19 protein-coding genes are annotated in these 24,436 nt (G+C 57.0%); 7 read left to right on the top strand and 12 right to left on the bottom strand.

Annotated features, from left to right (window positions below):
- Window positions 1-19 precede the first annotated feature (19 nt).
- On the bottom strand, window positions 20-1,132 hold the full coding sequence (gene ald / locus HDF08_RS03235; RefSeq protein WP_179637164.1) for an alanine dehydrogenase: 1,113 nt from the start codon (window positions 1,130-1,132) through the stop codon (window positions 20-22).
- 180 nt (window positions 1,133-1,312) lie between these two features.
- Here ald and HDF08_RS03230 point away from each other — a divergent pair, with 180 nt between their 5' ends.
- Both HDF08_RS03230 and HDF08_RS03225 read left to right on the top strand, forming a co-directional pair.
- A complete protein-coding gene (locus HDF08_RS03230; protein ID WP_179637162.1) occupies window positions 1,313-2,665 on the top strand; it encodes a hypothetical protein in 1,353 nt (450 codons plus the stop codon).
- 102 nt (window positions 2,666-2,767) lie between these two features.
- The gene (locus HDF08_RS03225; RefSeq protein ID WP_306459659.1) at window positions 2,768-3,832 is read left to right on the top strand and encodes a rod shape-determining protein; all 1,065 of its coding nucleotides are present in this window, start codon (window positions 2,768-2,770) and stop codon (window positions 3,830-3,832) included.
- A gap of 441 nt (window positions 3,833-4,273) precedes the next feature.
- Here the strand turns inward: HDF08_RS03225 and HDF08_RS03220 are convergent, their stop codons facing one another.
- The 4 genes from HDF08_RS03220 to HDF08_RS03205 form a co-directional block, all read right to left on the bottom strand.
- Window positions 4,274-5,710 carry a hemolysin family protein gene (locus HDF08_RS03220; RefSeq protein ID WP_179637160.1) on the bottom strand — a complete coding sequence of 479 codons (1,437 nt, stop codon included), beginning with the start codon at window positions 5,708-5,710 and terminating at the stop codon, window positions 4,274-4,276.
- Window positions 5,707-6,282: an rRNA maturation RNase YbeY gene (gene ybeY, locus HDF08_RS03215; RefSeq protein WP_179637159.1), complete on the bottom strand. Its 576-nt coding sequence runs from the start codon at window positions 6,280-6,282 to the stop codon at window positions 5,707-5,709. Before ybeY ends, HDF08_RS03220 begins: the two co-directional genes overlap by 4 nt.
- The gene (locus HDF08_RS03210) at window positions 6,279-7,196 is read right to left on the bottom strand and encodes a glycoside hydrolase family 16 protein (RefSeq protein WP_179637157.1); all 918 of its coding nucleotides are present in this window, start codon (window positions 7,194-7,196) and stop codon (window positions 6,279-6,281) included. Before HDF08_RS03210 ends, ybeY begins: the two co-directional genes overlap by 4 nt.
- Window positions 7,197-7,272: 76 nt before the next feature.
- Window positions 7,273-8,310, bottom strand: a complete 1,038-nt coding sequence (locus HDF08_RS03205) for a PhoH family protein (protein WP_179637155.1) — start codon at window positions 8,308-8,310, stop codon at window positions 7,273-7,275.
- 471 nt (window positions 8,311-8,781) lie between these two features.
- On the opposite strand from HDF08_RS03205, the gene rpsT reads away from it, so the two are divergent.
- The gene (gene rpsT, locus HDF08_RS03200) at window positions 8,782-9,060 is read left to right on the top strand and encodes a 30S ribosomal protein S20 (RefSeq protein ID WP_179637153.1); all 279 of its coding nucleotides are present in this window, start codon (window positions 8,782-8,784) and stop codon (window positions 9,058-9,060) included.
- 136 nt (window positions 9,061-9,196) lie between these two features.
- Here the strand turns inward: rpsT and HDF08_RS03195 are convergent, their stop codons facing one another.
- Complete coding sequence (locus tag HDF08_RS03195; protein ID WP_179637151.1) at window positions 9,197-10,783, bottom strand: hypothetical protein; 1,587 nt, start codon at window positions 10,781-10,783, stop codon at window positions 9,197-9,199.
- A 211-nt stretch (window positions 10,784-10,994) separates the two neighbouring features.
- Between HDF08_RS03195 and HDF08_RS03190 the strand changes: the two genes are divergently transcribed.
- Complete coding sequence (locus HDF08_RS03190) at window positions 10,995-13,112, top strand: M13 family metallopeptidase (protein ID WP_257030855.1); 2,118 nt, start codon at window positions 10,995-10,997, stop codon at window positions 13,110-13,112.
- A 93-nt stretch (window positions 13,113-13,205) separates the two neighbouring features.
- A complete protein-coding gene (locus HDF08_RS03185) occupies window positions 13,206-14,129 on the top strand; it encodes a DMT family transporter (RefSeq protein ID WP_179637149.1) in 924 nt (307 codons plus the stop codon).
- Here the strand turns inward: HDF08_RS03185 and HDF08_RS03180 are convergent.
- Window positions 14,126-15,505 carry an MATE family efflux transporter gene (locus HDF08_RS03180; protein WP_179637148.1) on the bottom strand — a complete coding sequence of 460 codons (1,380 nt, stop codon included), beginning with the start codon at window positions 15,503-15,505 and terminating at the stop codon, window positions 14,126-14,128. The genes HDF08_RS03185 and HDF08_RS03180 overlap by 4 nt on opposite strands.
- Before the next feature lie 570 nt (window positions 15,506-16,075).
- Between HDF08_RS03180 and HDF08_RS03175 the strand changes: the two genes are divergently transcribed.
- Both HDF08_RS03175 and HDF08_RS03170 read left to right on the top strand, forming a co-directional pair.
- A complete protein-coding gene (locus HDF08_RS03175) occupies window positions 16,076-17,497 on the top strand; it encodes a tyrosine-type recombinase/integrase (protein ID WP_179637146.1) in 1,422 nt (473 codons plus the stop codon).
- Window positions 17,498-18,618: 1,121 nt separating this feature from the next.
- Entirely contained in the window at window positions 18,619-19,278 is a 660-nt protein-coding gene (locus tag HDF08_RS03170) for a hypothetical protein (protein WP_179637144.1), read from the top strand.
- Window positions 19,279-19,321: 43 nt separating this feature from the next.
- Here the strand turns inward: HDF08_RS03170 and HDF08_RS03165 are convergent, their stop codons facing one another.
- The 5 genes from HDF08_RS03165 to HDF08_RS03145 form a co-directional block, all read right to left on the bottom strand.
- Entirely contained in the window at window positions 19,322-19,822 is a 501-nt protein-coding gene (locus HDF08_RS03165; protein ID WP_179637142.1) for a hypothetical protein, read from the bottom strand.
- Window positions 19,823-19,895: 73 nt separating this feature from the next.
- Complete coding sequence (locus tag HDF08_RS03160) at window positions 19,896-20,498, bottom strand: tyrosine-type recombinase/integrase (protein WP_179637140.1); 603 nt, start codon at window positions 20,496-20,498, stop codon at window positions 19,896-19,898.
- Window positions 20,499-20,866: 368 nt separating this feature from the next.
- Window positions 20,867-22,114, bottom strand: a complete 1,248-nt coding sequence (locus HDF08_RS03155) for a site-specific integrase (protein WP_179637138.1) — start codon at window positions 22,112-22,114, stop codon at window positions 20,867-20,869.
- Window positions 22,104-23,192, bottom strand: coding sequence for a tyrosine-type recombinase/integrase (locus tag HDF08_RS03150; RefSeq protein WP_179637136.1), 1,089 nt, complete (start codon window positions 23,190-23,192; stop codon window positions 22,104-22,106). The genes HDF08_RS03155 and HDF08_RS03150 overlap by 11 nt, the downstream gene beginning before the upstream one ends.
- The gene (locus HDF08_RS03145; RefSeq protein WP_179637134.1) at window positions 23,189-24,433 is read right to left on the bottom strand and encodes a site-specific integrase; all 1,245 of its coding nucleotides are present in this window, start codon (window positions 24,431-24,433) and stop codon (window positions 23,189-23,191) included. Before HDF08_RS03145 ends, HDF08_RS03150 begins: the two co-directional genes overlap by 4 nt.
- Window positions 24,434-24,436: the final 3 nt, after the last annotated feature.

Below are 24,436 nucleotides of genomic sequence, written 5' to 3'. Positions count from 1 at the left end.
ATCGCCCATACCGCAGCAGCTAAACGAGCTTCGCAACCGCCTGCCACTCACGCTTCTGCGCTTGCGCCACCGCACCATACGTCAGCACGCCGTTGAACGTATTCACGCCCTCGGCAATGCCCTTGTCTTCGCTGATCGCCGCATTCGCCCCCAGCCGCGCCAGCTTCAGCACACAAGGAAACGTCGCATTCGTCAACGCAAGCGTCGAGGTATTCGGCACCGCGGCAGGCATATTCGTCACGCAGTAGTGCACCACGCCGTTCACTTCATAAGAAGGATTCGAGTGTGTCGTCGGGTGCGCCGTCTCGATGCAGCCGCCCTGGTCGATAGCCACATCCACGATCACCGCGCCCTTCTTCATCTTCGCCACCATCGCCTTAGTCACGATCTTCGGCGCAGCCGCACCCGGAATCAGAACGCCGCCGATCACCAGATCAGCCTCCCGAACCGCATGCTCAATGTTGTAGCTGTTCGACGCAACCGTATAGATCCGTCCGCCAAAGATGTCATCCAACTCGCGCAGCCGATTCAAATTCAAATCGATCAGCGTCACCTTCGCGCCCATGCCCAGCGCAATCTTCGCGGCGTTCGTCCCCACAATACCGCCGCCAATAACGCAGACATTCCCCGGAGGCACACCCGGAACGCCGCCCAGCAGAACTCCGCGCCCACCATGCTCCTTCTCAAGATAAGCTGCGCCAACCTGCACGCTCATGCGTCCAGCAACCTCGCTCATCGGAGTCAGCAGCGGCAGCGTGCCCGCGCGATCGCGAACCGTCTCATATGCAATCCCCGTCACCTTCGAGTGAAGCAGTGCGTCCGTCAGATCGTTCAGCGGAGCCAGATGGAGATATGTGAAAAGTACCAGCCCCTCGCGAAAGTTCTTGTACTCCTTCTCGACCGGCTCCTTCACCTTGACGACCATCTCCGCCAGCCGCCACACATCGTAGGCCGAGCCAACAATCTCGGCGCCCGCGGACTGGTACTCGTCGTCCGGCATAGCCGACAGCGCGCCTGCATCATGCTCCACGAGAACCTTGTGTCCTGCCTCGACCAGTGCTTTCACGCCCGCCGGGGTCACCCCGACGCGGCTCTCGTGATCCTTAACTTCCTTTGGCACACCAATAATCATTCGTCTGTCTCCACTTTGCTTGATGCTGCCTTCGATTGTATCTATTTGCGCCGAAACGATGTCACAGCAACATGAGAAGCTTCCCATAGTTCGCTTCCACAAGCGAACCCAGGCGAGGACCCCATCAGGAAAGCGGAGACCAAACGTAGCATCCGGCTCAACTTCGATTAGATTGGGCAGATGCGGGCAATCGTCCCAGGCGATTTAAACTCAATCGAGTTATACCAGACCAGGCGAGACCGTCGTCTGCTGCTGGTCCTGCTCCTCGTTCCCGTACTCCTTTCGCTGGCCACAGTATGGGCACTCGATCATACCCGCGCAAACAAGTCGCTCTTCTCTATTACCAACTTCGTCGGGCCAACCACGCGCAGCCTGCTGACCGGCGGCGGTATCACAGTCTGCACCGAAGAGATGGGAACCCGCGGCAATCCCATCTGCTTCCACGCCGCGCGCATGCCGGCTACCGCAGTCGTCGTTGCCTCAGGCATTCGACTCCTGGGCGATCGCTATATTCCAGTCGTCTGCTTCAAGACAATCCTCCTGTTGTTGCCGGTCGAGTTCGCCCTCTATCTCGCATGGTGTTGTCTGCCGCAGCCGCCCGGTCGCAGAGCGTTGACGATCCTGCTGCTTCTCGTTCCGTTTTTGATTCCGGCGTTTCTGGCCGACGTAACCAATCTGCAGGTAGACGAAGGCTTCTCCTACAGCTTTCTGGCGCTGGGCGCGGCAATTCTGTTCTTCGGCCAGCCCGGACGGAGAACCGTTGGAACGGCAAGCCTGCACGGCACTCACAGGGCTCTATTGTTCGCGGCGGCGCTCGATGGGCTTTACCTCTCGAAGAGCGGAATGCAACTTGCCGTGCTGGTTCTGTTGGCAGGCTTCCTCGCTTTAGAGAAGCAGACAAGCCTGCGTTGGCTCGTCCTCCTGCTGGTTGCGGCAGCTCCTCTCGGGTGGGCGCTGCATCAGCATCACGCCAGCGGCCGATACAGCTTGGGAACCAGCTTCGACGGAATCAATCTGCACAAAGGCAACAACGCAGGCTTTCTACGAAACTACCCGCCGCCGCACGGCGACTCGCTCGACTGGTACGACTTTGAACTGAACCGCGGAGTAAGTTTCCCGGACGAGTGGAGCTTCAACGACTATCACCTGCGATCGGCGTTCGAGTACCTGCGGACTCATCCCCAGGAGACGCTGTCAGGAGATGCTCGCAAGCTGAAGATCCTCTTCTTTTCACTCGAAAAATACGGTTCCACCGCAAGTTTAGGGGGTCGACGGCTGATCGAAATCGCCGGAATGCTCGCCTTCAGGTTGATCTTCTGGATCGCGACCGCCAGTTCAATCTTTCTTCTGCTTCGACACCGTCCACCAGCAGACCGATGGTTGCGCGTGGAGGCGGCTACTTTTCTTGCCCTGGTCGCAGCCTCCACACTTCCCTTCCTGATCGGCTTTGCCTACACCCGGCACGTCAGCATCCTCATCTATCCTTCGGCGCTGTTCTGCTGTCGGCTGCTGTGTGAACCAGAACGGGACTAACACAGAAGAGGCATGCTTACTGGTTAGGTTAGGTGCTGAAATAGCGCTTGCTAAAGGAATACACTAGTGTGAGTCTCTTTTTAGGATCGATCGCAAACACCTATGTCTTCGAATAGTTTTCAGATGCGTTACTCCCGCATTCACAATATGCGGTCTCTTTTCAGCCTCTTTTCCAGCGACCTTGCTATCGACCTCGGCACGGCGAACACGCTCGTCTTCGCACACGGCAAAGGCATCATCGTCAACGAGCCCTCCATCATCGCGGTGAACAAGATCACCAACGAGGTTGAAGCCGTCGGCAAAGAGGCCAAGGAGATGCTCGGCCGCACGCCGGGAAACATCGTCGCCATCAAGCCGATGAAGGACGGCGTCATCGCCGACTTCCGCCACACCGAAAAGATGCTGAACTACTTCATCCAGAAGGCGCATAACCGGAAGATGATGGTTCACCCGCGCATCGTCATCGGCGTCCCCTCCGAGATCACCCAGGTTGAAAAACGAGCCGTCATGGACTCGGCCTATCGCGCCAAAGCCTCTGAGGTCCACCTGGTCGAACAGGCCATGGTCGCCGCCATTGGCGCGGGTTTGCCCATCACCGAGCCAGGTGGCAACATGGTCGTCGACATCGGCGGCGGCACCACGGATATTGCGGTGATCTCGCTCGCAGGCATCGTCTACTCCCGCTCCGTGCGCATGGCCGGAAACCAGATGGACGAGGCCGTGATGACCTACCTCAAGCGGAAGTACAACCTGCTCATCGGCGAGCGCACCGCAGAGCAGATCAAGATCTCCCTCGGCTCGGCCTATCCGCTCGACAAGCCCCTCTCCATGGAGGTCAAAGGCCGCAACCTCATCGAGGGCGTGCCGAAGACCATCACCATCGAAGACTCCGAGATCCGCGAAGCCCTCTCGGAGAGCATCGCAACCATCATCAATGCCATCCGCGTAGCACTAGAGCGGACCCCGCCCGAGCTCTCCGCAGACATCTCCGACCGCGGCATCGTCCTCACTGGCGGCGGCGCGCTCATCAAGAACCTCGACAAGCGCATCCGCGAGGAGACCGGGCTTCCCGTCTCCATCGCCGATGATCCCCTCGCCTCGGTGGTGCTGGGAACAGGAAAGATGCTCTCCGACTTCAAACTGCTCCGTAAGATCTCTATCGACTAGTCAACTCACGGCTATAGAGAATGTCCTGCCGGACGGCCCCTGCTTGGTCACCCCACAAACGAAGACCTGTTTGTGGGGACCCCGATTCGGCGGCGGGCGTTGGCACGCCTTTTTAGAGCTTCGCGCGGTCCTCCCGTTGGTCGGAATCAATCTTCCCTCGCGACCAACGGGAGCGCCATGCGAAGCGGTATACAAGTCACGAAGTGACCGCGCTCCGCGCAGGAGGCCGTCCGGCAGGACAGCGTCTCTTCCCAAAAAATAAAGTTGAAAAACGTGGTGCATTTTTAGCGCCCGAAACTACGACTGCTTAAACACCATCTCAGCCACGCAAACCACCACACTCCCACCAGCAAAACACCACGTCAAAACACCCAATTTTCGCAAAATCCCCTTATTTTTCGCCCATTCCACCACACAAGAAAAAACACTCCAAAAAATCCTCTAAGAAAGGTCCGGAGGATCCGTAAGACTAACCCGAATCCGGTCGATCCGCCGGTCCGTACTGGCCAGCACCTCCAGCCGCAGTCCATCCTCTTCCACCACCTCCCCGGGCAGCGGAATATGCCCGGCGATCTCTGAGACCAGTCCCCCAAGTGTCGTAGATTCATAGTGTTCCGGGAGCCGCAACGCCGTGGGATCGTCCCGCGTATCGCGAAGATCCGTCACCTCCCCCTCACCTGAATCCACCCCCTCCTCCTCAGGCTCATGCGGCTCCCCATCCTCAGCAGGCCGCGTAACCCGTTGATTCGGCTCGAATTGATCGGCAAAAAGGTCGCGCAGACGCGAAAGCTCAAACGCTCCCGAGACCACATAAGCGCCATTCGATTCGCGGATCGGTTGGTCATCCGCTTCAGGCTCATCATGCTCATCCGCAATGTTTCCGACGATCGCCTCAAGCAAATCCTCAATGGTGACAAGGCCTGCAACACTTCCGTACTCGTCGATGACGATGCGCATGTGCTGTTTTTCGCGCTGCATCTCGCGTAGCAGCTCAGCCACTTTCTTGGTCTCAGGAACAAAGGCGGCGGGGCGCTGAATTTGAGCAACCGTGCGCGTATTTGCCTCAGCGTCAAGTACTTTGAGCAGGTCATGGGCAAAGCCGATGCCGGTGACGTGGTCAAGCGAACCGTTGAAGACCGGGACACGCGAGAAGGCATGTTCGTTGATCGTCGCGGTGAACTCCTGCAGCGTGAGGGTGCCGGGAACGGCGAAGATCTCAGGGCGAGGAGTCATGACCTCAAGGACAACCTTGTCACCAAACTCCACGGCAGAGCGGACCAGTTCGCGATCAGACTCCTCGAGGATGCCCTCCTCTTCGCCGGCTTCAAGAAGAGCATCCATGGCTTCGGAGGGATGATCTTCTTCAGTGGTGTCTTCCGGCTCAGCGAGGGCAGCAATAGAGAGAAGCAGCTGCAGCAGCATAGTGACCGGAAGAATGAGATAGAAGAGCGCCTGCAGAAGAGGAAGGATGCGCGCGATCCAGAGGCCGCGGGTGCGGGAGAAAAGGAGTTGCGGGAGCAGGCGGTCGAAGATGAGGATGAGAAGAATGAGCTCGAAGACTGCGCGCAGAACCTCGCCAAGACTGGGTGTACGTGCAAGGGTTGGAACCAGGCTGGTGTGGGTGTAGAGGCGAAGGCCCGAAAGCAGGGCCAGGGTTGCCAGCGTGAGCTGGCGAAGAACCGAGGCGGAGAGTGCGATGGACTCGCGACCAAGACGAAGACGAGGTTCGACGACACTCTCCCAGGCGTCGATGTTGTCCTGATATTCGCGGGCGAGGAATTTGCCCATCTCCGAGTAGACACGATCGACGTAGGCAGCTAACGCAAGGATAACGAGAAGAAGAATGAGCGCAATGGTATACGCGTAGGCGGGAGTCATCTAGAACCTCGCGCGATTGTTTTCTTTTTTATTGCGCTGCGTTTTGTAGCGGGGCGAGTGGATGCTGTCGGTGCCCTCTTCATGGGCGGCGATGTCTTCGTCGTTTGGTCTAGCCGCGCCTTTTGCGGCAGTGTGGTGGTGCGCTCGATTAAAGTGTTAGGGAGTTTGAGCTTACAGCGGAGAGTAGCCTCGCGAGCGGCCATCTCGCCGTTGTCGGTCTCGTGGTCAAGACCGGAGAGATGGAGCAGGCCGTGTAGGAGGAGTATCTTCACTTCGTCGCACAAAGAGTGGCCGTAGGTGGCGGCCTGGCGAGCCGCGGTCTCAAGCGAGATCGCCAAGTCTCCAGCGTGCGCGTTTAAGATTTCGGCTGGAGTGGGGAAGCTGAGGACGTCGGTCGGTTTGTTTTTGCCCCGGAAGGACCTATTGAGACGGCGCAGCGTAGCGTCGTCCGCGAGCAGGACCTCGACTTCGCCTCTAAGGCCGACGGCGAGTCGAGCGCGCTTGAGAAAGCTGGTTAAACCGGAGCGGGACAGCGTCGCTTCCAGGCCTGCCGTTGGTTCGATGGCGATCATTGGATTGGCTTCGGCGTCTGGGGTGCTGAGGAGGCCGCTTGGTAGACGCGGACGTAGTCAACGAGCATCTTTTGAGGAAAGATAGTGGTCTCGTCGGGGTTGCCGGGCCAGCCGCCGCCTACGGCCAGGTTGAGAATGACGAAGAAAGGATGGTCATAGACCCAGTGAGTGCCGGGGGGCAGGTCGGCTGGGGTCCGCTCGACGATGAGGTGATCATCAAAGAAAAACTTGATGTCGTTAGGGGTCCACTCGACGGCGTAGAGGTGGTAGCCGGCGGTGACGGATTCGCCCGCAGGGAGCGGGAATTTTGCCGAAATGGGTTTGGCACCGCTGTATCCGGGGCCGTGGAGGGTGCTGTAGACCGTAGCCGGATCGCCGATGTTTTCCATGATGTCGATCTCGCCGGACCTTGGCCAGGGATTGGTGTCGATGTCGTCGCCCAGGAGCCAGAAGGCTGGCCAGATACCTTTGCCGGTGGGAAGTTGGATGCGGGCTTCGAAGCGTCCGTAGGCTTGGGAGAAGAGCCCCTTGGTGTTGATGCGGGCGGAGGTGTAGTGGCGCGGGATGCCATCCAGGCCGGTGAGGTCTTCTTTGCGGGCCGTGATGATGAGGTGGCCGTCCTGTTGATGGGCGTTGACGGGCCGCTTGGTGTAGGACTCGAGCTCGTGGTTGCCGTAGCCACCACCGCCTATGTCGTAGGTCCATTTGGCGGGGTCTGGTGAGGAGCCGTTGGGGCCGTTGAACTCGTCGCTCCAGGTGAGGCGCCAATTTGGGTTTGGAGTTGCCGGGGATTGTGCGGCGAGGGTCACTCCTGCTGCGAGAAAAATCAAGCATGCGCGGGTGAAGGTGCGCGTCAAACCTGAGCGGAGAGGCGCGGGGATGGAGTTGGCACTTGGGGGTTCGATGGTGATCATCGTGCGGAACGGTTACTCAATATCAACAGGGGGCTGGATTGGCCCCCTGTGATTGATTATCGCAGATTGGTTGAATTTATTGGGGTTTAGGTATGGGTTTGGCTGTGGACGCGAGGTTCGGGTCCGGCATGGCAACTTCGCCGATGGGAAGAGGGAGTTGCTGCTGGGCCTTGCCGTAGATGTCGTAGGCTCGAACGATGCGCTGGACGAGTTGGTGGCGAACGACGTCGACGTCTTCAAAGTGGCAGAAACGAATGCCTTCTACGCCGTCAAGAACGTGGAGCGCCTCAAGGAGGCCGGACTTCTTCGGGTTGGGCAGGTCGGTCTGGGTGAGGTCGCCGGTGATGACGGCCTTGGAGTTGTTGCCGAGACGGGTGACGAACATCTTCATCTGTTCCATGGTGGTGTTCTGGGCTTCGTCCATGATGATGAAGGCGTCGGAGAGGGTGCGGCCGCGCATGAAGGCGAGCGGGGCGACTTCGATGACGTTGGACTCGAGAAGCTTGTCGACCTTGATGGGGTCGAGGAGATCGTAGAGGGCGTCGTAGAGGGGGCGCAGGTAGGGGTCGACTTTTTCCTGGAGGGAGCCGGGTAGGAAGCCGAGGCGTTCGCCGGCTTCGACTGCGGGACGAACCAAGATGATGCGGCTGACTTTTTTGGCCATGAGAGCGGACACGGCCATGGCGACGGCGAGGTAGGTTTTTCCGGTGCCGGCGGGGCCCAAGCCGAAGGTCATGTCGGACTGCTCGATGGCTTCGACGTACTTACGCTGGTTGGGCGAGCGGGGCTGAACCATACGCTTGACGCCGGCGGAGCGCTGTTTGCCTGTGTCGACGAGGGATTTGAGGGTGATGGAGGGATCGGCGACGACGAGCTTGAGCATGCCGTGGAGTTCGCCGTTGTGGAGATTAACGCCGGATTTTCGGAGGGTGTCGAAGTCGGTGAAAAGTTGTTCGACGCGGGCTACGTTGGTGGCTTCGCCGGTAACGTGGATAGCGTCGGAGCGGAGATCGATCGTGACGTTGAGTTTGTCCTCGAGGAGGCGGAGGTTTTCGTCGTGGGTCCCGTACAGGGGCTCAATGCCAGGTGTGATTTCCAGGGATTTTTTAATCAAGTAGTGTGCTGACCTCCGTCAGGGGGAGCTGGGTTGGGTGCATGGCCGTTGACTTGGGAGTTTTTGAGGGGAAGAGCAGACAGTAGCTGGTAGCGCATTGGCTGCGCCCTTTGACTGCGACCGGGATGGCGGAAGGTGCCAATCTAGTGTCGAAGATGGGCAAAGAGTAGAACGTCGGGAAGATGGCGTCAAGGGGCAAATGATGAATAGATTTTGGTGCAAAACCGGGATGGGATCGCGGTGCGGCATGTTTTCTGTGGATTGGATGCTTTTGGGGGCTTATACGCCGTATTTTCGGTTGGAAGATAGGTTGACCGAAGGCCCAGGTTTCCGTAGACTTAGATATTGCAGGGCGTGCGGCGGGCTTGTTTAGCGCTGCTGGCTCAAGGCTATGGCTGGTACAAAGTCGTTTGGCCGTCAGCCTGCATCCCATTTTCCCCTACAAATGTACGGGCTGAGAGAAGAGAGTTTATGGCAAATCATGTTTCGTCTTTGAAGCGCGCACGTCAGACCGTAGCCAAGACCGCGGTAAACCGTTCGAACAAAAGCAAGCTGGGTGGCACCCTGCGTCAGCTGCGCGAGTCGATCGCGAATGGCGACCACGCCGCTGCAACCACCCAGTACCGTGAGACCGCGTCGATTCTGGATAAAAGCGTGCAGAAGGGCGTTCTGCACAAGAACACCGCGAGCCGCTACAAGAGCCGATTGAACGCGCGTGTAAAGGCTGTCGCGCCGAAGAAAGCTGCTTAGTTTTCGGGTTTTGATGGGAAGCTGAAGTTTTGGCGTAGAGATTAGGAAGAGGCTGGCTTTCGGGAGACCGCGGTCGGCCTTTTGCGTCTGTCTTATACTTTCGCGTTTCGCAGCTGTAATTTTTCGCGGAGAGAATCTACTGAGGCGTGTCCTTTGGACGGTCGGAGTTGGAAGGTCTGTCCGACGGTTTGTCGGTGGGGAGGGTGTAGAGAGTAGGTGGTTTGCGATGCTCCTCAGGTGTGGGGTCGCCCGAGGCTTGAGCGGTATCGCCGGAGGGTTTCGCTGCGGGGGCCGCGTCTGCAGGTGAAAGTGTTTGGGTGGAGTCGGGAGCGGTTGTGTTCGACGCACTGGGCGCGACGGCGTTGGCCGGCTGGGCTTCGGGTTGAACGGTGGAATCGGCTTCTTCCGCAGATGGGGAGAGTTGGCTGGCGAAGCGGACCGGCAGATCGTTCTCGGCTGGCGCAGAGGTTTGCGCCAGTTTGATCGCGTTTTCTTCCTTAGGGGTGAGAGGCGGGAGACGATAGATCTCGATGGCGTCAGCGTGGATGATGGCAAGAGAGAGGCCGTCCGGCGCGAGAGCGAAGTTCTGGCCTGCGCGCTCAACGGGGGTGCAGTCGGCATGGAGGATTTGCTTGCCGCTGTCGGTCTGATAGACAACAACAGTTTGCGCCGAGATCTCGTCCGCGCTGACGGGCTGATCGGCTACAGCAGAGGAATGGAGGAGAACGCGGCTGAGCGCGAATCGTCCGCTGGATGGAGCGTAGACGAGCGACGGAGCGATGAAATCGCCGAAGAGACCCTGCTCCCACATCTCCTGCCCCCGCATATTGAAGCCACCGACAGCACCGATGGTGTGACCCGTGCGACAGCCGAAGACGATGAACTGGCTATGGCTGACAAAGAGTGGAAAGGGCGGACAGGTGGAGTCGAAGGGCGAGAGTTCGTCGACCTTGCCGGCGTAGGAGTGGAAGTCGAAGGCATAGTGCTGATGTCCTTGATCGACGGTGGAGAGGTATCCTGCGACCGAGACGGGAAGGCCTCCGGCACCTTTGGAGCGGCCAGCACCGGCAGGACTTGCTTTGACTTGTGCGCCGGGTTCAGTTGGCACGTAAAGACGATAGAAGTTGATTTGAACGACTTGCGGCTCTGGAGCCGGTTCAACCGGGGTAGGGCCGAAGAGAGGAGCCTTTGGCTTGGGAACGGGTGGGGTACGTTTGACGGTCTCCACCGTGAGGAGATCAGCATCTGGGGAGAGGATGACGACGGCGATGCGGCGATCTTCTGTGGCAAGAAATGGATGCTCTGTAAAAGGCTGGCCGGTCGCCAGGTTAGCGAGTGGAGCGAAGGTTGTGAGAGTGTCACGGATGCGCAGGAGGAAGTGGCCGTGGCCGAGGCTCCAGAGATATTGGCCATGATCGTGGGTACGCCAGGTGGTGCGCGCCAGAACGTGGCCGGAGGGTAGCTCGAGCAGGACGGCGTCGATGGTGCGATCCATGTCGTCCTCGGGCTCGTCGGGCAGGCGCTTGAGCAGGTGGCGGGCGCTGAAGGTGAGCAAAAGATGCTGGTCGTCGACGTAGTGGATCGTCAACATGGAGCTGCCTGCGAGAAGGAACTGCTGGGAGAGGGGTCGGAAGCCGAACGGTTCCAGCGGCAGGCGCAGCGGAGGTTCTGGCCCGCGGGCGGCGAAGACAGGGAAAGCGAGGGCAAAAAGCAGAACACCCATGAGCGAGAGGCGTCGGCAAAACGTCGAAATGAGGGATATGGGAACCGTCATGGGGGTAGATGCGTATCTCTGCTCACCGAGAACGCTCGAGTAATGCTTTCACAGACGCGCGGGCGACGCCAATGTATGCGGACGGCTGGACGAAAATAACAGCTGCGCTGGGTTGGTGATACAAAGGCTGCAGAAATTCCGCATGAAAAAGGATAATTAAATGTTGAAAGCATGGACGTTGGAAGTTCCTGGCAGGATGAGGCGGCGGGCTGGACTTGGTGCAATGATTGCGGTGGCTATGACTGGCACATGGAGTGTTGGCTGGGCACAACAAGCGAAGCTGGTGAGCGATAGCAGCAAGCCGACTGAAACCTATCTCCCGATTCCGGGATTCGATACCACCTCCCTGGATGCCTCGGTCGATCCATGTAATGACTTTTACAAGTTTGCCTGCGGGAAGTTCGCGGCAAACCATCCGATCCCTGCAGACCAGGCCGGCGTCGACCAGTTTTACGCGCTGTACAACGTGAACACCCAGTCGCTGTATGGAATTTTGACCAAGGCGGCTGCCGGTGGCGCGGGCCGTTCGCCTGACGAACAAAAGATCGGCGACTTCTACAAGGCGTGTATGGATACGGATGCGATTGAAGCGAAAGGAATTGCTCCTACGGGGCCGTTGCTCAGTGAGATCGATGCCGTGAAGAGCAAGGAAGAACTGTCAGCCTTGGCCGGCAACCTGCAAAGGATCGGTGTGAATGTGTTCTTTGGTTATGGGGAACAGCAGGACTTCAAGGACGCAACCAAACAGATCGCATCTGTGCAGCAGGGCGGGCTCGGATTGCCGGAAAAAGACTATTACCTGCGAACGGGAGCGAAAGATGTTGAGCTTCGGGATCAGTATGTCGCACACGTCGCGAAGATGCTTGAGCTGGCGGGGAGCTCGCCGGAAAAGGCGACAAAGGATGCTCATTCGATTCTGACGTTCGAGACGGCACTGGCCAAGGCATCAATGGGCGTGACCGAGATGCGCGACCCGGAGAAGACTTATCATCTACAAACTATTGCCAAGTTTGAAGCGACAGTGCCGGGGCTGAACTTTAGAGAGTTTCAAGACGCAATCCATTCGCCGAGGGTGAGCGAGATCAATAATGCGACGCCGCAGTTCTTCCCTGCGCTGACTAAGGAGATTGATGCGACGAACCTGGAGACGCTGAAAGCTTACCTGCGATACCAGGTGTTGACGACTTATGCGGGCAGATTGCCGAAGAGATTCGATGCCGAGAATTTTGACTTTTACGGACGCAAGTTGAATGGGCAGCCGGAGCAGGCCGCGCGTTGGAAGCGTTGTTCGAACTCGGTGAATGGCGCGCTGGGAGAGGCTTTGGGTAAGGTGTATGTGGAGCAGTACTTCGCCGGAGACAGTAAGGCGAAGATGATGGAGATGGTCGCTGACATTGAAACGGCCATGGGACACGATATCGATCAACTCGACTGGATGTCGGCTGCGACGAAGACGCGGGCGAAAGAGAAGCTGCACCAGGTTACAAATAAGATCGGCTATCCAGATAAGTGGCGAGACTACACCAAGCTGGAGATCAAGCCGGACGATGCGCTGGGGAATGCACGACGTGCGGATGCATTCGAGAATGATCGGCAACTGGCGAAGATCGGGCAGCCTGTCAACATCTTCGAATGGGATATGACGCCACCGACGGTGAATGCGGACTACGACGATAGCCAGAATACGATCAACTTTCCTGCAGGAATTCTGCAGCCTTCGTTCTATGACCCGAAGCAGGATGACGCCGTGAACTATGGACATATTGGCGCAGTGATTGGTCATGAACTAACGCATGGGTTCGATGATCAAGGCAAGAAGTTTGATGGGAAAGGCAACCTGAGCGACTGGTGGACGGCGGAGGATACGAAGAACTTCGTGGCTCGGACGGACTGCCTGGCGGATGAGTATGGCAGCTTCGTTGCCGTCGATGATGTGAAGGTGAATGGCAGGCTGACGCTAGGCGAAAATACCGCGGACAACGGCGGTTTGCTGCTGGCTTATATGGCTTACCTCGATCGCGCAAAGAAGGAGGGCGTCGATCTGACAGCAAAGAAGGACGGATACACGGCCCCGCAGAGGTTCTACATCGGTTACGCGCAGAACTGGTGCGAGAATCCGCGGCCGGAGCAGGTGCGGACGCAGGTGTTGACCGATCCTCACTCGCCGGACCACTTCCGCGCGAATGGTGCGATTGTGAATCAGCCTGGATTTGCGGCGGCGTTTGGCTGCAAGAAAGGCGCGCCAATGGTGCCGGTGAAGAGTTGCCGCGTCTGGTAAGCAAGTTGGCATAACCTTTCCGGTTCGGATTGCTGCGGGAGAGAGGCTTCGGCTTTCTCTCCCGTTCGCTTTTAATTGTGCGAGAGTGGAAGGATGGTGGTTTTAGAGAAACGACGGGCACTGGGGTTTGCGGCTTGTGCGCTGGCTAGTTCGCTGTGGGGGTGCGGGTTCTTCTTCGGGAAGATTGCGCTGGCGGAGATGAGCTTCGCGCATATGGTGCTGTACCGGTTTCTGTTTGCGATGGTGGTGCTGCTGCCGTTGCTGGTGACCCATCGCCCGGGGTTGAACCGGCGGGAGTGGGGAATGCTGCTGGCTGCCTCGTTTCTTGGGGTGCCGCTGCAGTTTCTGATTCAGTTCTATGGGTTGTCGATTACTACGGTGAGCCATGCCTCGCTGATGGTGGGGACGATGCCGGTGATTCTTGCGGTAGGGGCGGCGGCGTATGCGCATGAGCGGATGGACTGGGTGGGGTGGGTGGCTCTGGCGGGATCTACCTGCGGGGCGGCTCTGATTGCGCTGGGTGGTGGATTGCACGCCAAGGGGGGCGCTACGCTGGCTGGGGATGCGCTGGTGGTGGTGTCGTTGCTGATTGCGCTGTTCTGGATTCTCTTCAACAAGCAGTTGATGGGGCGGCACTCGCATATTGTGGTGACGGCGTATGGGTTGCTGCTTGGGACCTTGATGCTGATGGTGTGGGTCCCGGTGCGGTATGGGATGCCGCCGATGGCGGGGGTGTCGGTGAAGGCTTGGCTGGCGCTGGCTGCGAGTGGGGTGCTGTGTACGGCTACGACTACCCTGTTGTGGAACTGGGGGATGACGCAGGTTCCGGCTTCGCAGGCGGGGGTGTTGCTGAATATGGAGCCGCTGATTGGGAGTTTGTTGGGAGTGATTGTGCTGGGGGAGCGGCTGGGGCCGAGCGCCTGGGTTGGGGGCGGGTTGATTCTTGCTTCGGCGGTTACGTTGACGACGCGGTCGAAGACCAGGGTGCGCGAGGAGACGGTGGCTTTTAGCCTTTAGCTTCTAGCTAAAGGCTGAGAGCTAAGGGCTAAAAGCTGTTTTTTGGTGGTGTGGCGCCAGATGAGGGTGAGGGTGGTGCCCGCTACGATGAGGCCCGCACACAGGCCCATCCAGAGGCCGACGGCTCCGTAGTGGAGGCGGAAGCCGAAGAGGTAGCCGATGGGGAGACCGATGATCCAGTAGCCGACGATCTGGACGATGAGGCCGGCGTGGGTGTTCCCTGCGCCGCGGAGCGAACCGGTGGCGGTGATCTGGAGGCCGTCGAAGAACTGGAAGATAGCGGCTACGAAGAGCAGGGGGATGGTGGCAGCGATGACGTCGCGATCGGCGGTGAAGCTGCTCGCGATTGCGTGGGGCATAAGAAGCAGAACAGCGGAGAAGCAGGCCATGACGCCTGCGCCGAGTAGGATTGCGGCCCAACCTGCGGAGGCCGCTTCGCTGGGAGCTTTGCGGCCGATGGCCTGGCCGACGCGCACTGCGGCTGCGGCGGAGATGGCGAAGGGGACCATGAAGGTGAAGCTGGCGCAGTTGAGGGCGATCTCGTGTCCAGCGAGGGGAAGCCGCCCCATGACTCCGATTAGAAAGGTGACCATGCCGAAGATGGAGATTTCGACGAAGATCTGACCGCCGGCGGGTGCTCCGAGGAGGGCGAGGCGGCGGAGGCGGCGGGGCTCGAAGTGGCGGGCCATGCTGCGGAGGCCGTAGTGGTGGCGGCGTTCGATGCGCCAGAGGGCGATGACCATGAAGAGGGCGAGATAGCAGCGGGAAAAGGAGGTCGCGAGGCCTGAGCCCGTGACCCCGAGGGCCGGGATGTGGAGGGGACCGAAGGAGTGCCCATAGATAAGGAACCAGTTGCCGACGACGTTGACGAGGTTTGCGGTGACCAGAGCTGCGGCGATGGGCCGGACGTGGTTGAAGGCCTGAAGGTAGCGGCGGAGGGTGAAGTAGAGGAAGAGGGCCGGGGTGCCGTAGTTGAGCGCGTCGAGGAAGGCGACTGAGCCGGTGAGGACGGCGTGGTCGATGGGGAGGCGGAGCATGAAGGACGGTGCGCAGAGGATGATGAGGATGAGCGTGAGGGCGAGGCCGGCGGCGAGGAGGAGGCCGTGGAGGAGCCAGCGGTTGGCCTCGTCGAAGCGGCCGGCCCCGTGAGACTGGGAGAGGTAGGTGTCGAGGCCGAGGAGGACTCCGGCGATGCCGAAGGCGATGGTGTTGTAGAGGACCTGGCCGAGAGCGGCAGCGGAGATGGCGAGTGCCGGATTGGCCATGTGGCCGACCATGATGGTGTCGACGATGCCCATTGACATCCAGCCGAGTTCGGCAAGGATGAGTGGGAGGGCTAGGGTGAGCACGGGCTGGATCTGCTGGCGGATGGACATCGTGCTCTCTGGTACCCCCCTCCCCCCTCTCGGGGTATCTTGTACGCAAGTTCAATCGAATCTGCGGGTTAGAAGCCTATGGTGTCTGCAAAATATTCATTTCAAATGGCTTACGGCTAAAATACTTGTTTTGTGCAGTTTAGCGTGTGATTACATGGAAAAGATAAAACCCCGGAGTTGCGCCGGGGTCTTTTTGAAGCCTGTTACCAGTATAGCTGGTTGAGTGAAACTAATACGCCACGCGAATCTCCTTGTCTGGCGCGGGGATTAGTGAGTTTGGGGGTTGACAAAGAAAGAGCGGTACTGCCAGCTCAGGGCTATATAGATTCTTGTAAGGGGAAGAATACGTGAGTATGGGCTGAAAGGGACGAGCCCGGTTAAGATGGTTTCGAGTTTGTCGGGATCCTTCGCTCCGCTCAGGATGAGAAATGTATTATAAATAGCTAGAAATAAAGCACATAATTTTCTATAATCTTCTGTACAAAGTATGCACAGCTACGAAGAATCAATGGCTTGCACGAGTAATTTACACGGAATCTGCACAGAACCAGTCAAACGATGGAGGCGAATATGGCCTTTGTTACCGAGAAAGAGGAGCTGAAACCCGGCCTGATTCTTTTCCGGCGCGGCGACGTGGACCACCGGATGTGGTACTGCCGCATGAAGATGCCGAAGGCCGACCGCTACAAGACAGTTTCGCTTAAAACAACCGACATCAGCGCGGCCCGCGAGCGGGCCTTCGATCAGGACGCAGACGTTCGATTCCGCATCAAGCATGACGTTCCTGTGTTCAATCGCCCCTTCCGCGACGTGGCGCACGAGTATTTGCTGACGCAGGAGGCGCGAGCGAAGCGTGGAGAGATCAGCGCCGCCCGGCCCAAGAAACTCCGTGCCGTCATCGAGGGCACCTTAGATCGGTACGCCGGTTCCGCGCAGGTCCATCTTATCGGTGACGAACGATGGGGCGGCTATCCGGCATGGCGGCGGGAGAACGGCGCGGGACGCCACCGGCGCAACGGCGTTCGAGAAGTTACCGCCGACGCAGCGCAAACCTTCGCAGACCATGAAGCCGAGCGCCGCACCAAGGTTCAGCAGACTTTGGGCATCCGAGTGTTGAAACCGATTGAAGTCAAACCTTCCGAAGAACGGGTGGTCCCTTTCATCAGTGATTCCACCATCCGCTTCGAGATGTCCATCTTCGGCGCGATCATGAATTATGCGGTGAAGAAACGATATGTTCCCGCAAGCCAGCGTTTCGACGAGCGCCCCAAGCTCAAGACGATGCGGCGTGACGAGTTCACGCTTGAGGAGTATCGCAAACTCCATACCGTAGGCCGCAAGTGGATTGCCGAGGCGGATAAGCCGTCAAGCGTTTGGTATCGTACCGTCACCTACAACTTGATTCTGATTGCCTGCAATACGGGCATGAGGCCAGCGGAGATGAAGAATCTTCGCTGGCGCGACATCATGCCCGCAAAAGACCGCGAGGGCCGCGAGATCGTTGTCTTGTTCGTGCAGGGCAAGGGCAAATCGCGCAAGTTGGTTGCGCCCAAGAGCGTCGGAGATTATTTGGAACGCATTCGCGCAATCTCCAAAGCCACGGAACCGTACGACAGAGTATTTACCAACGTCACCGGCAAGCCCGCGAAGACGCTGTATAGTTCCTTGATTGCCGATCTTCTGAACGAAGCGAATCTGCGCGAAGGCACGCAGGGCGTGCCGCGCTCGACTTATTGCTTCCGGCACACGTATGCCACGCTCCGGTTGCAGGAAGGCGTAGACGTGTATTTCCTTGCTGAGCAGATGGGAACTTCCGTCCACATGATTGAAAGCCACTACGGGCACGTGAACACCATCAAGCACGCCGACCGCGTGTTGCAGGGCATGGCGGGATGGGAGTTGCCGCAACCGGACGATACCAGGGCCAAGGCGTCGAAAGCAGCAGAGACGCATGACAAAGGCAAACGAGGTCAACGCCACAAGCCGCGCTGACCGTGAACCTCCAAAGCCGTTTTTAGCCGGAGCCGCTGGCGGAGGCTGGCGTAGGAAGTTCGATATTCAAATCCCTCTTCGGATATTGATTCTGATTTGCCGCAGCCCCGCCGGGGCGTTCTCAGCGGCAAATCTCCACGCACGAGCCGCCGCTGGCGGCTGCACGTCGTGCGGTTGCAACCTTCTTTGTCCCGGAAGGATGCTTAGCGGCGAGGGCCGAGCCGCGATCTAACCAAGACAGTGTGGGATTGATTTCGGAAAGAATTAAAGTTGCGATGGCAAGCGTACGATTGTGGCAGGTCAAGGCAGCCATTTTCCGGACTCTGGCCTTGGATTGACGCTCGGACCTTGGGCACAGGCAATCAGTTGCCTTAGCAAGAGTTTTGGGTTACATCGCAGCTTTGCCGATATGAAATCAAGATATACATCCCCCAAATTGCGGACGGAAGTTAAAGGAAATTGCCTTGACGAGCAACAAAAACCGCAAGTCAGCTCCCAAAAAGGTCGGACCAAATCGGATCAACTTCAGCCCCGCTGTAAAACGCACAGTTGCCTCCCGGAGCGGTTACGAGTGCAGCTTTCCAAACTGCTCAGCACTTACGATTGGGCCTGGACGAGGTGATAACCTCATTTCCATAACTGGGGTCGCTGCACATATATACAGTGCGGCTCCGAGTGGGCCGAGGGGCCAAGGATTTCTTTCCCAATTTGAGCTTTCCGCCCCATCGAATGCAATTTGGCTATGCGAGACTCACGCAAAGTTGATTGACAACAATCGTGGTACCGATTACCCGCCTTCAGTATTGGTCAGCTACAAGGGTCTCCATGAAACCGCGATTATGAGGCGACATACAGGATTGAGCGCCCCTTTAGGGTGGTTCCATGAAATGCGCGTATTAAATGGTCCAGTGTTTCGCACACCTACCACGGTGCGGTTCGGGAAGTTTACGATTTTGTCTGGACCGAATTCGACGGGGAAGACAGCTCTTTGGGAATGGCTCTCATTGGCTTCTACTTCGATGTGGGGCATGAATAGGTGGAGACGCAGGTTCGGGACATATCCACCACTTGATATTCAAATCACATACTTCACTCCTATCGAAACTGTCGTACGAATTGCGATGGGTGAGAACGGAGAGGTTTCTTATTCCTTTAATCATTCCCCTGTGCCATATATTCCATTGCAGACTCGTTTTGTTGTTGTCAAACACCCCAAGGATGCAAGTCTTAGTGATTCAGAGAAAGAAGAGTGGAAAACTTGGGAAGATACCCGTCGAATTGCACGATCATTTCAGATTGACGAAATGGAACTCGTGAACATTCTCCCTCTTGTTGGTGACTCAGAGCGATTCGTACAGAAAGTATGGGTGGAAGAGGCCGAGCCTTTAGAATCGGATGAAGACGATGATGAAGATGAACCGCCTCGTAACAAGATCAAGGTCAAATTACGGTCACACGGGGATTTTCATCCAAGCTTCGGTATGTTGTCAGGAGGCGAACAGGTATACGTATTGACTGAAATCGGTATTGCTATCGCTCGCTTTTCGGCACAGTATGTTGCCACTGTCTTAGTTATCGAACCATTTCGCTCGTTGGATTCTGCTGGACAGAGAGATTGGGCAATCTATCTGTCTAAGTCAGAACACTTGTTTCAAACGGTGGTAGAAGCACACCTAGATACAAAACTGGCTGAAGTAGTGTCGTCGCCAGATTTTGAAGTCATCACGCTTGATGGAGAAACCCCGTCTGTTGAGATTCATCAAATTGGCGCGAACGCATAGCATCAACTGGTCTTAGCGCCGCGCTAGTCCCATGCCATTATTTCTACGGTCGAGTGAAGGCTATATCGCTCGCCAGATGTATCCCAATAACTCTTGGTCGTTGATCGACTCTGTTTCCCCATGCCGGGTTCGTGTCGTGGTGGTAACGATTGGAATCCTCTTTCAGGTCAAACAGTTCATCTATTTTGTGGCGGTTGAGAATCTGCGAGGGGTGTCCGTATTCTCGCTCGCAGCGAGCATAGAAAAGCCCCAGCAGCGTTCCGGAAGGAAACGTCGCAGGACACGCGGTACGCAGATATGCCTCCAAGTGTGGACGAATAGACCGTGTAACCTCAGGGCTGTTACCCTTCGGACCATTGGCGCGGTACTCGTTGAACAGCGCATCGCGCCGGTCATGCTCTGTGATGGCATCCTGCCGGACATCCCAGGCGGCGAGTGTTAAGCCATTTCCATTCTGCTCGATTTGGAACGCAGAGCGGGCGTTCGGGTCCGTCCCCTCCCACAAGCAGCAGAGGAATGATTTGCTATGCGACAGCACAATCATCTGGCCGACTCTGAGCGAAAAGCGCCGCGCTTATTATCGGCCCTCTACCGATTCCGTCCACACGCCTGTCTTTTCATAGACTGTCAAGAAACCTCATCAGCTCGCTATCATCGCGCCACCGCCTTTTGCCTCGCTTTGGACTGAGTTTATTGAGTTGCGCTCGAAAGCGCTCTGGAGTCAGACGTAGATAACGTTCCGACGCGCTGAGGTCATGCTGTCCCATGTAGGCCGAAAGCGCCGGAATCATTCGCCCCATGTCTGCGCCGTTCTTGAACCATGCAGTTAATCGGTGGACAGCGAAGGTATATCGCAGATCTTGCATCCTCGGCTGGTAGCGGGCTCCGTCATAGCGAGCAACGCCTGCTTTCTTGCGCACCTTCTGGAAAGTCTTGCTCGCCGTGCTTGCTTTTATCTGTGCCCCATCCTTGGTTAGGAAGAATTGTGGGTCTCTTATTGCCTCTTGTTGATGATGTGCTCGGTGATACTGCAGCAATATCTCGTAAAGATCAGAACCTATCGGAATCTCGCGCGTACAGCGAGCGACACTACTGCGAAGGGTAATTCGTCTCCTGCGAAAGTCCACGTCACCGCGCTCCAGTTGAACAGCTTCGCTGAGGCCCGCGCCGGTTCCATAAAGAAACAGAAGCAAGGTGCGAAAGGTGCGAGGGCCAATCACAGAGTTCAAGTCTCGTTGAGTGATTCCGGCTGCTACCAGCAGCCGCCGGAGTTCAGTTCGCGAATAAACGTAGGGGACAAATGTCTGTGCGGGAAAGCGCCGTGGGGGAGGCAGAGGCAACCCGTATATCTCATTACGGGCCTTCCAGTAGCAAAAGAACTGGCGCAGGACACAGTATTTGTTGTACCAAGTTGCAGCAGAGGTGTGAGGACCATCCAGAAAGGGGGCAATCTGGTTGACTCGGATTCGATTCAAGGGCATATTCCCGAGGCTTCGGCAAAGGGAACGCAGGCTTTGCGCACCTTTCATCCAGGGCGCGCCTTCGGATTGTCTCGCCTCGATATAAACGTCAATTCCTTCCTGTAGCTTCATCGCAACCCGCCCAGACGAAAGGCGGCAACCTTGCGAAGAGCGGCGATGTCGCACTTTGCATAGATACCAACAGATTTCGTGTTGCGGTGTCCCAGGAAGTCGGCGATTTCCTTAATGGATGACCCTTTCTGGAGCAACCGGGTTGCACATGCGTGACGTAAAGCGTGAGGTCCCTGATGACGGAGCTCTATTCCAAGTGCTTCCAACCGCCTCGATACGGTCCTCCACATAGTGGTGTGTTGGAGTGGTCCCCAGGGGCGTCGTTCTCCAAGGAAGACGTGCCGATCATCGACACGCGGTCGGACATATCGAAGATATTTGAGAATCGCCTCCCCCACTTCGTATTGGATCGGATATTGCTGAGTGCCGCCATGCTTGGCGCGCCGAATGGTGAAGACTTCACTCTGCCAATCAAGATCCTCCAGACGCAGGTTGATGACCTCACTCGCGCGCAGTCCATAGATCGTAAACAGAAGCAGGAGGGCCCGGGCGCGAATATGCTCAGGGTCATTCCCTTCGGTCAGTTTTAGCAGTTGGCGGACCTGCGTCCACGTTGGTCCCGTGGGGCGCGGCTCGTTTTTGGGAATACGGGGGATTCGGATGGTGAGTGCGAGATTCGGCACACACCATCCGCGCATTTCAGCAAAACGGAAGAAACTGCGCAAGGCCTTGCATTGGTTAGCAATGCCGCGGGGCCTGCATCCTTCTGCACGCTTCGCGACAACGAACTTGTCAATGTCGGCCAAGGAAACGGTTTCCATATTTCCACCTTGAGCCGCCAGCCAAGTCAAGAAGCCTTGGGCACGGTTCGAATAGCCGCGAGCCGTCACTGCGGCGAGGCCATAGGTAGATCGTAGGGCATCGGAGAATGCGTGCGTCTGTTCGTGGAAAGGAGGATCTGGTGACAGCGCCAATTTGCCATTAAACCGAAACCATGCGCAGACATACTTGATAAAGGATCTTGGCGATCCATATTGGCTGTGACCGGGATCTCGAAATGGGCCCCGATACTCCGCCCAGAATTCCGCCGCTTTTTCGATCTCCTCCTCGTGAACGACACGAAGCTCACACAAGCCGAGGATTTGAATGGCGTGGAGCATATAACTGGCCGCATTGGTCAATGTGCGGTGGCTGTAGCCCTCTTCGAGCATGTGTCTCAGATACTGCTCGCGCTCCGCACACAGAGGTGCGAGGCGATGTCTTTCAATTACTTTTGACGATTTATAGACCTGTTCAAAGATCATTTCTCTGCCTTAATTGGAGATGTCTTGGGAGCGTTGGAGCCACACTCTTTGGGTCGACTCGAATAGAAGTGCTTCCATTCAGGCGACGACTTTTGCCGCTGTCGTCCGACAATGCAGACAGAAACTTCATGAGTTCAGGATCGTCACGCCACCTTTTCTTTCCGCGCTGGGGACTCAGCTTGACGAGTTGAGCGCGAAAGCGCTCCGGCGCGAAGGCGAGGTACTTTTCGGTCGACCTAAAATCAGTCAAGCCCATATAGATCGCCAGCGCAGGCAACATACGGTTCAGGTTCGCGCCGTGTTTAATCCATGCAGCAATTCGGTGCGTCGCGAATGTGTGCCGCAGATCATACATGCGAGGCTGATAGCAGCCACCATCGTCACGTCGTCGAATCTCAGATTTGTGGCGTAGTCTCCGGAACATTTGTTCAAGCTTCGTATAGCTCAGACGTTCTCCAGCCTTGTCCTGAAAAAAGTAAGGATCATTCATTTCTTTCCGTCTCGAAATCGCGTACGCCTCTAGCACCTTCCTCAGGTCTGGGCCGATCGGAATGATCCTTGAACGATTGAAGCGATTTCCATGGACACTGATTGCGCCTTTTTTGAGATCCACATCCTCTTCCTGTAATCGAAGAGCTTCCCCCACTCGCAGACCTGTTCCGTACAAAAAGATCAGAATAGTGCGCAGAGTTGTGTGGTCTATCTTGCTACGTTTCACCTTCCGAGTATTTCGCGCTCCATTCAACAAAAGGCGGATTTCCGCATGAGTGAAGATGTAAGGAAGAAAGGGACGATCACTGACTTTTCGCTTCACCGGCATCGGCAGAACGCCGATCTCGCCGCGTGCTAACCAGAAATCAAAGAAGCCCCTGAGCATGTGATATTTTTCGAGCCAAGTGCTCGGAGAAGTTTTGGGTCCTTCGAGAAATGTCGCGATCTCGCGACTGGTGATCTGGTCGAGTGAGACATCTCCTACCTGCCTGCATAGAGCCGCAAGATAGCCTGCGGGCCAGCTATAGACAAGGCCCTCGTCTCGTTTTCTTCTGACATAAATATCTGCTGCTACATTGAGCTTCACAGTATCTCCGCCAAACTGAAGGCCGCCACCTTTCGTAAAGATCTTCGGTCGTATCTCGCATAAATGGCAACGCATTGAGTGCTTCGATGTCCAAGAAAGTCCGCGATCTCCTTCAATGAGCTGCCCTTTGTTAACAGACGGGTAGCGCATGCGTGGCGTAGAGAATGGGGACCACGATGCTTTGATTGAATTCCCAGTCTATTGAACTGTCTTTGGACGACACTGCATATTGCTCCCTTGGAGAGTGGCCGATATGGAAGCTGCGCAGTTAAAAAAAGGTGCCGGCAGGCGCAGCGTGGACGTCCATAGCGTAGATAGTCAAGGATGGCTTCACCCACTTCATACTGAATAGGGAACTGTTGGACTCCACCGCGTTTGGAGCGCAGGACGGAAAACGTCTCGCTTCGCCAATTGAAATCCTCCAAACGAAGGCGCGCTACTTCGCTGACCCGTAGACCGTAGATCGCACAGAGGAGAAGCAGGGCGCGAGTACGCAAATCCCTAGAGGTCTTGCCCTGCGTCGAACGGATCAGGCGCCGCACGTCGACCCAACTCGGTCCGGCGGGAGGTTCCGTGTACATGGGGATACGTGGACCGACGATACCGCGCCAGATACCAGGTGGAGACCAGCCTTGCTCTTCCGCAAAGCGGAAGAATGCACGAAGTGCGATACAGTGACCAGAAATCGTCAGAAGGTGGACCCGAGCGTCACGCTTAGAGGCTAGAAAATCGTCCACGTCATAGACCGAAACGAGGGATAGGTCACTGCGACGCGCAGATAGCCATCGCAAGAAGTTCTCTGTTCGGGTGACGTAGGTATTTATGGTGGTGGACGCGAGCCGTCGCACTTCCAAGGCGTCCTTGAATTCGGCAACCTGAACATCGAAACATCCGGTTGGCCGACAAGGTAAGTTCAAAACACCAAGGAAGCGCAGCCACTGGCGGGCAAATTTAGCAAAATGTACAGGAGAGGTCTCAGGGCGTTTGCCTACTCGTTCAGCTCCCTCATCATTGGCCCAGCGCACTCCAGCTTGTTCGATTTCGGCAGTTTCAACGCACCGCAAACTGACAAGTTCCATCATACGGACGATGTGAACGAGGTATGTTGCAACTTCTAGGACACGATGCGCACTCCAGCCGATTTGGAGTAGATGGGCGAGATATTGCTCTCGCTCTTTCAGGAGCGGCGCTGCGCGATGCCGTCGCTGAGTGCTTAACCTGCTAGAGAGATTCTCGATCATCTG

The sequence above is a fragment of the Tunturiibacter empetritectus genome (assembly GCF_013410875.1).
GTDB classification, from domain to species: Bacteria; Acidobacteriota; Terriglobia; order Terriglobales; family Acidobacteriaceae; genus Edaphobacter; species Edaphobacter empetritectus.
Note: the sequence above shows the minus strand (reverse complement) of the source record. Positions and strands in the feature narration are given on the sequence as shown.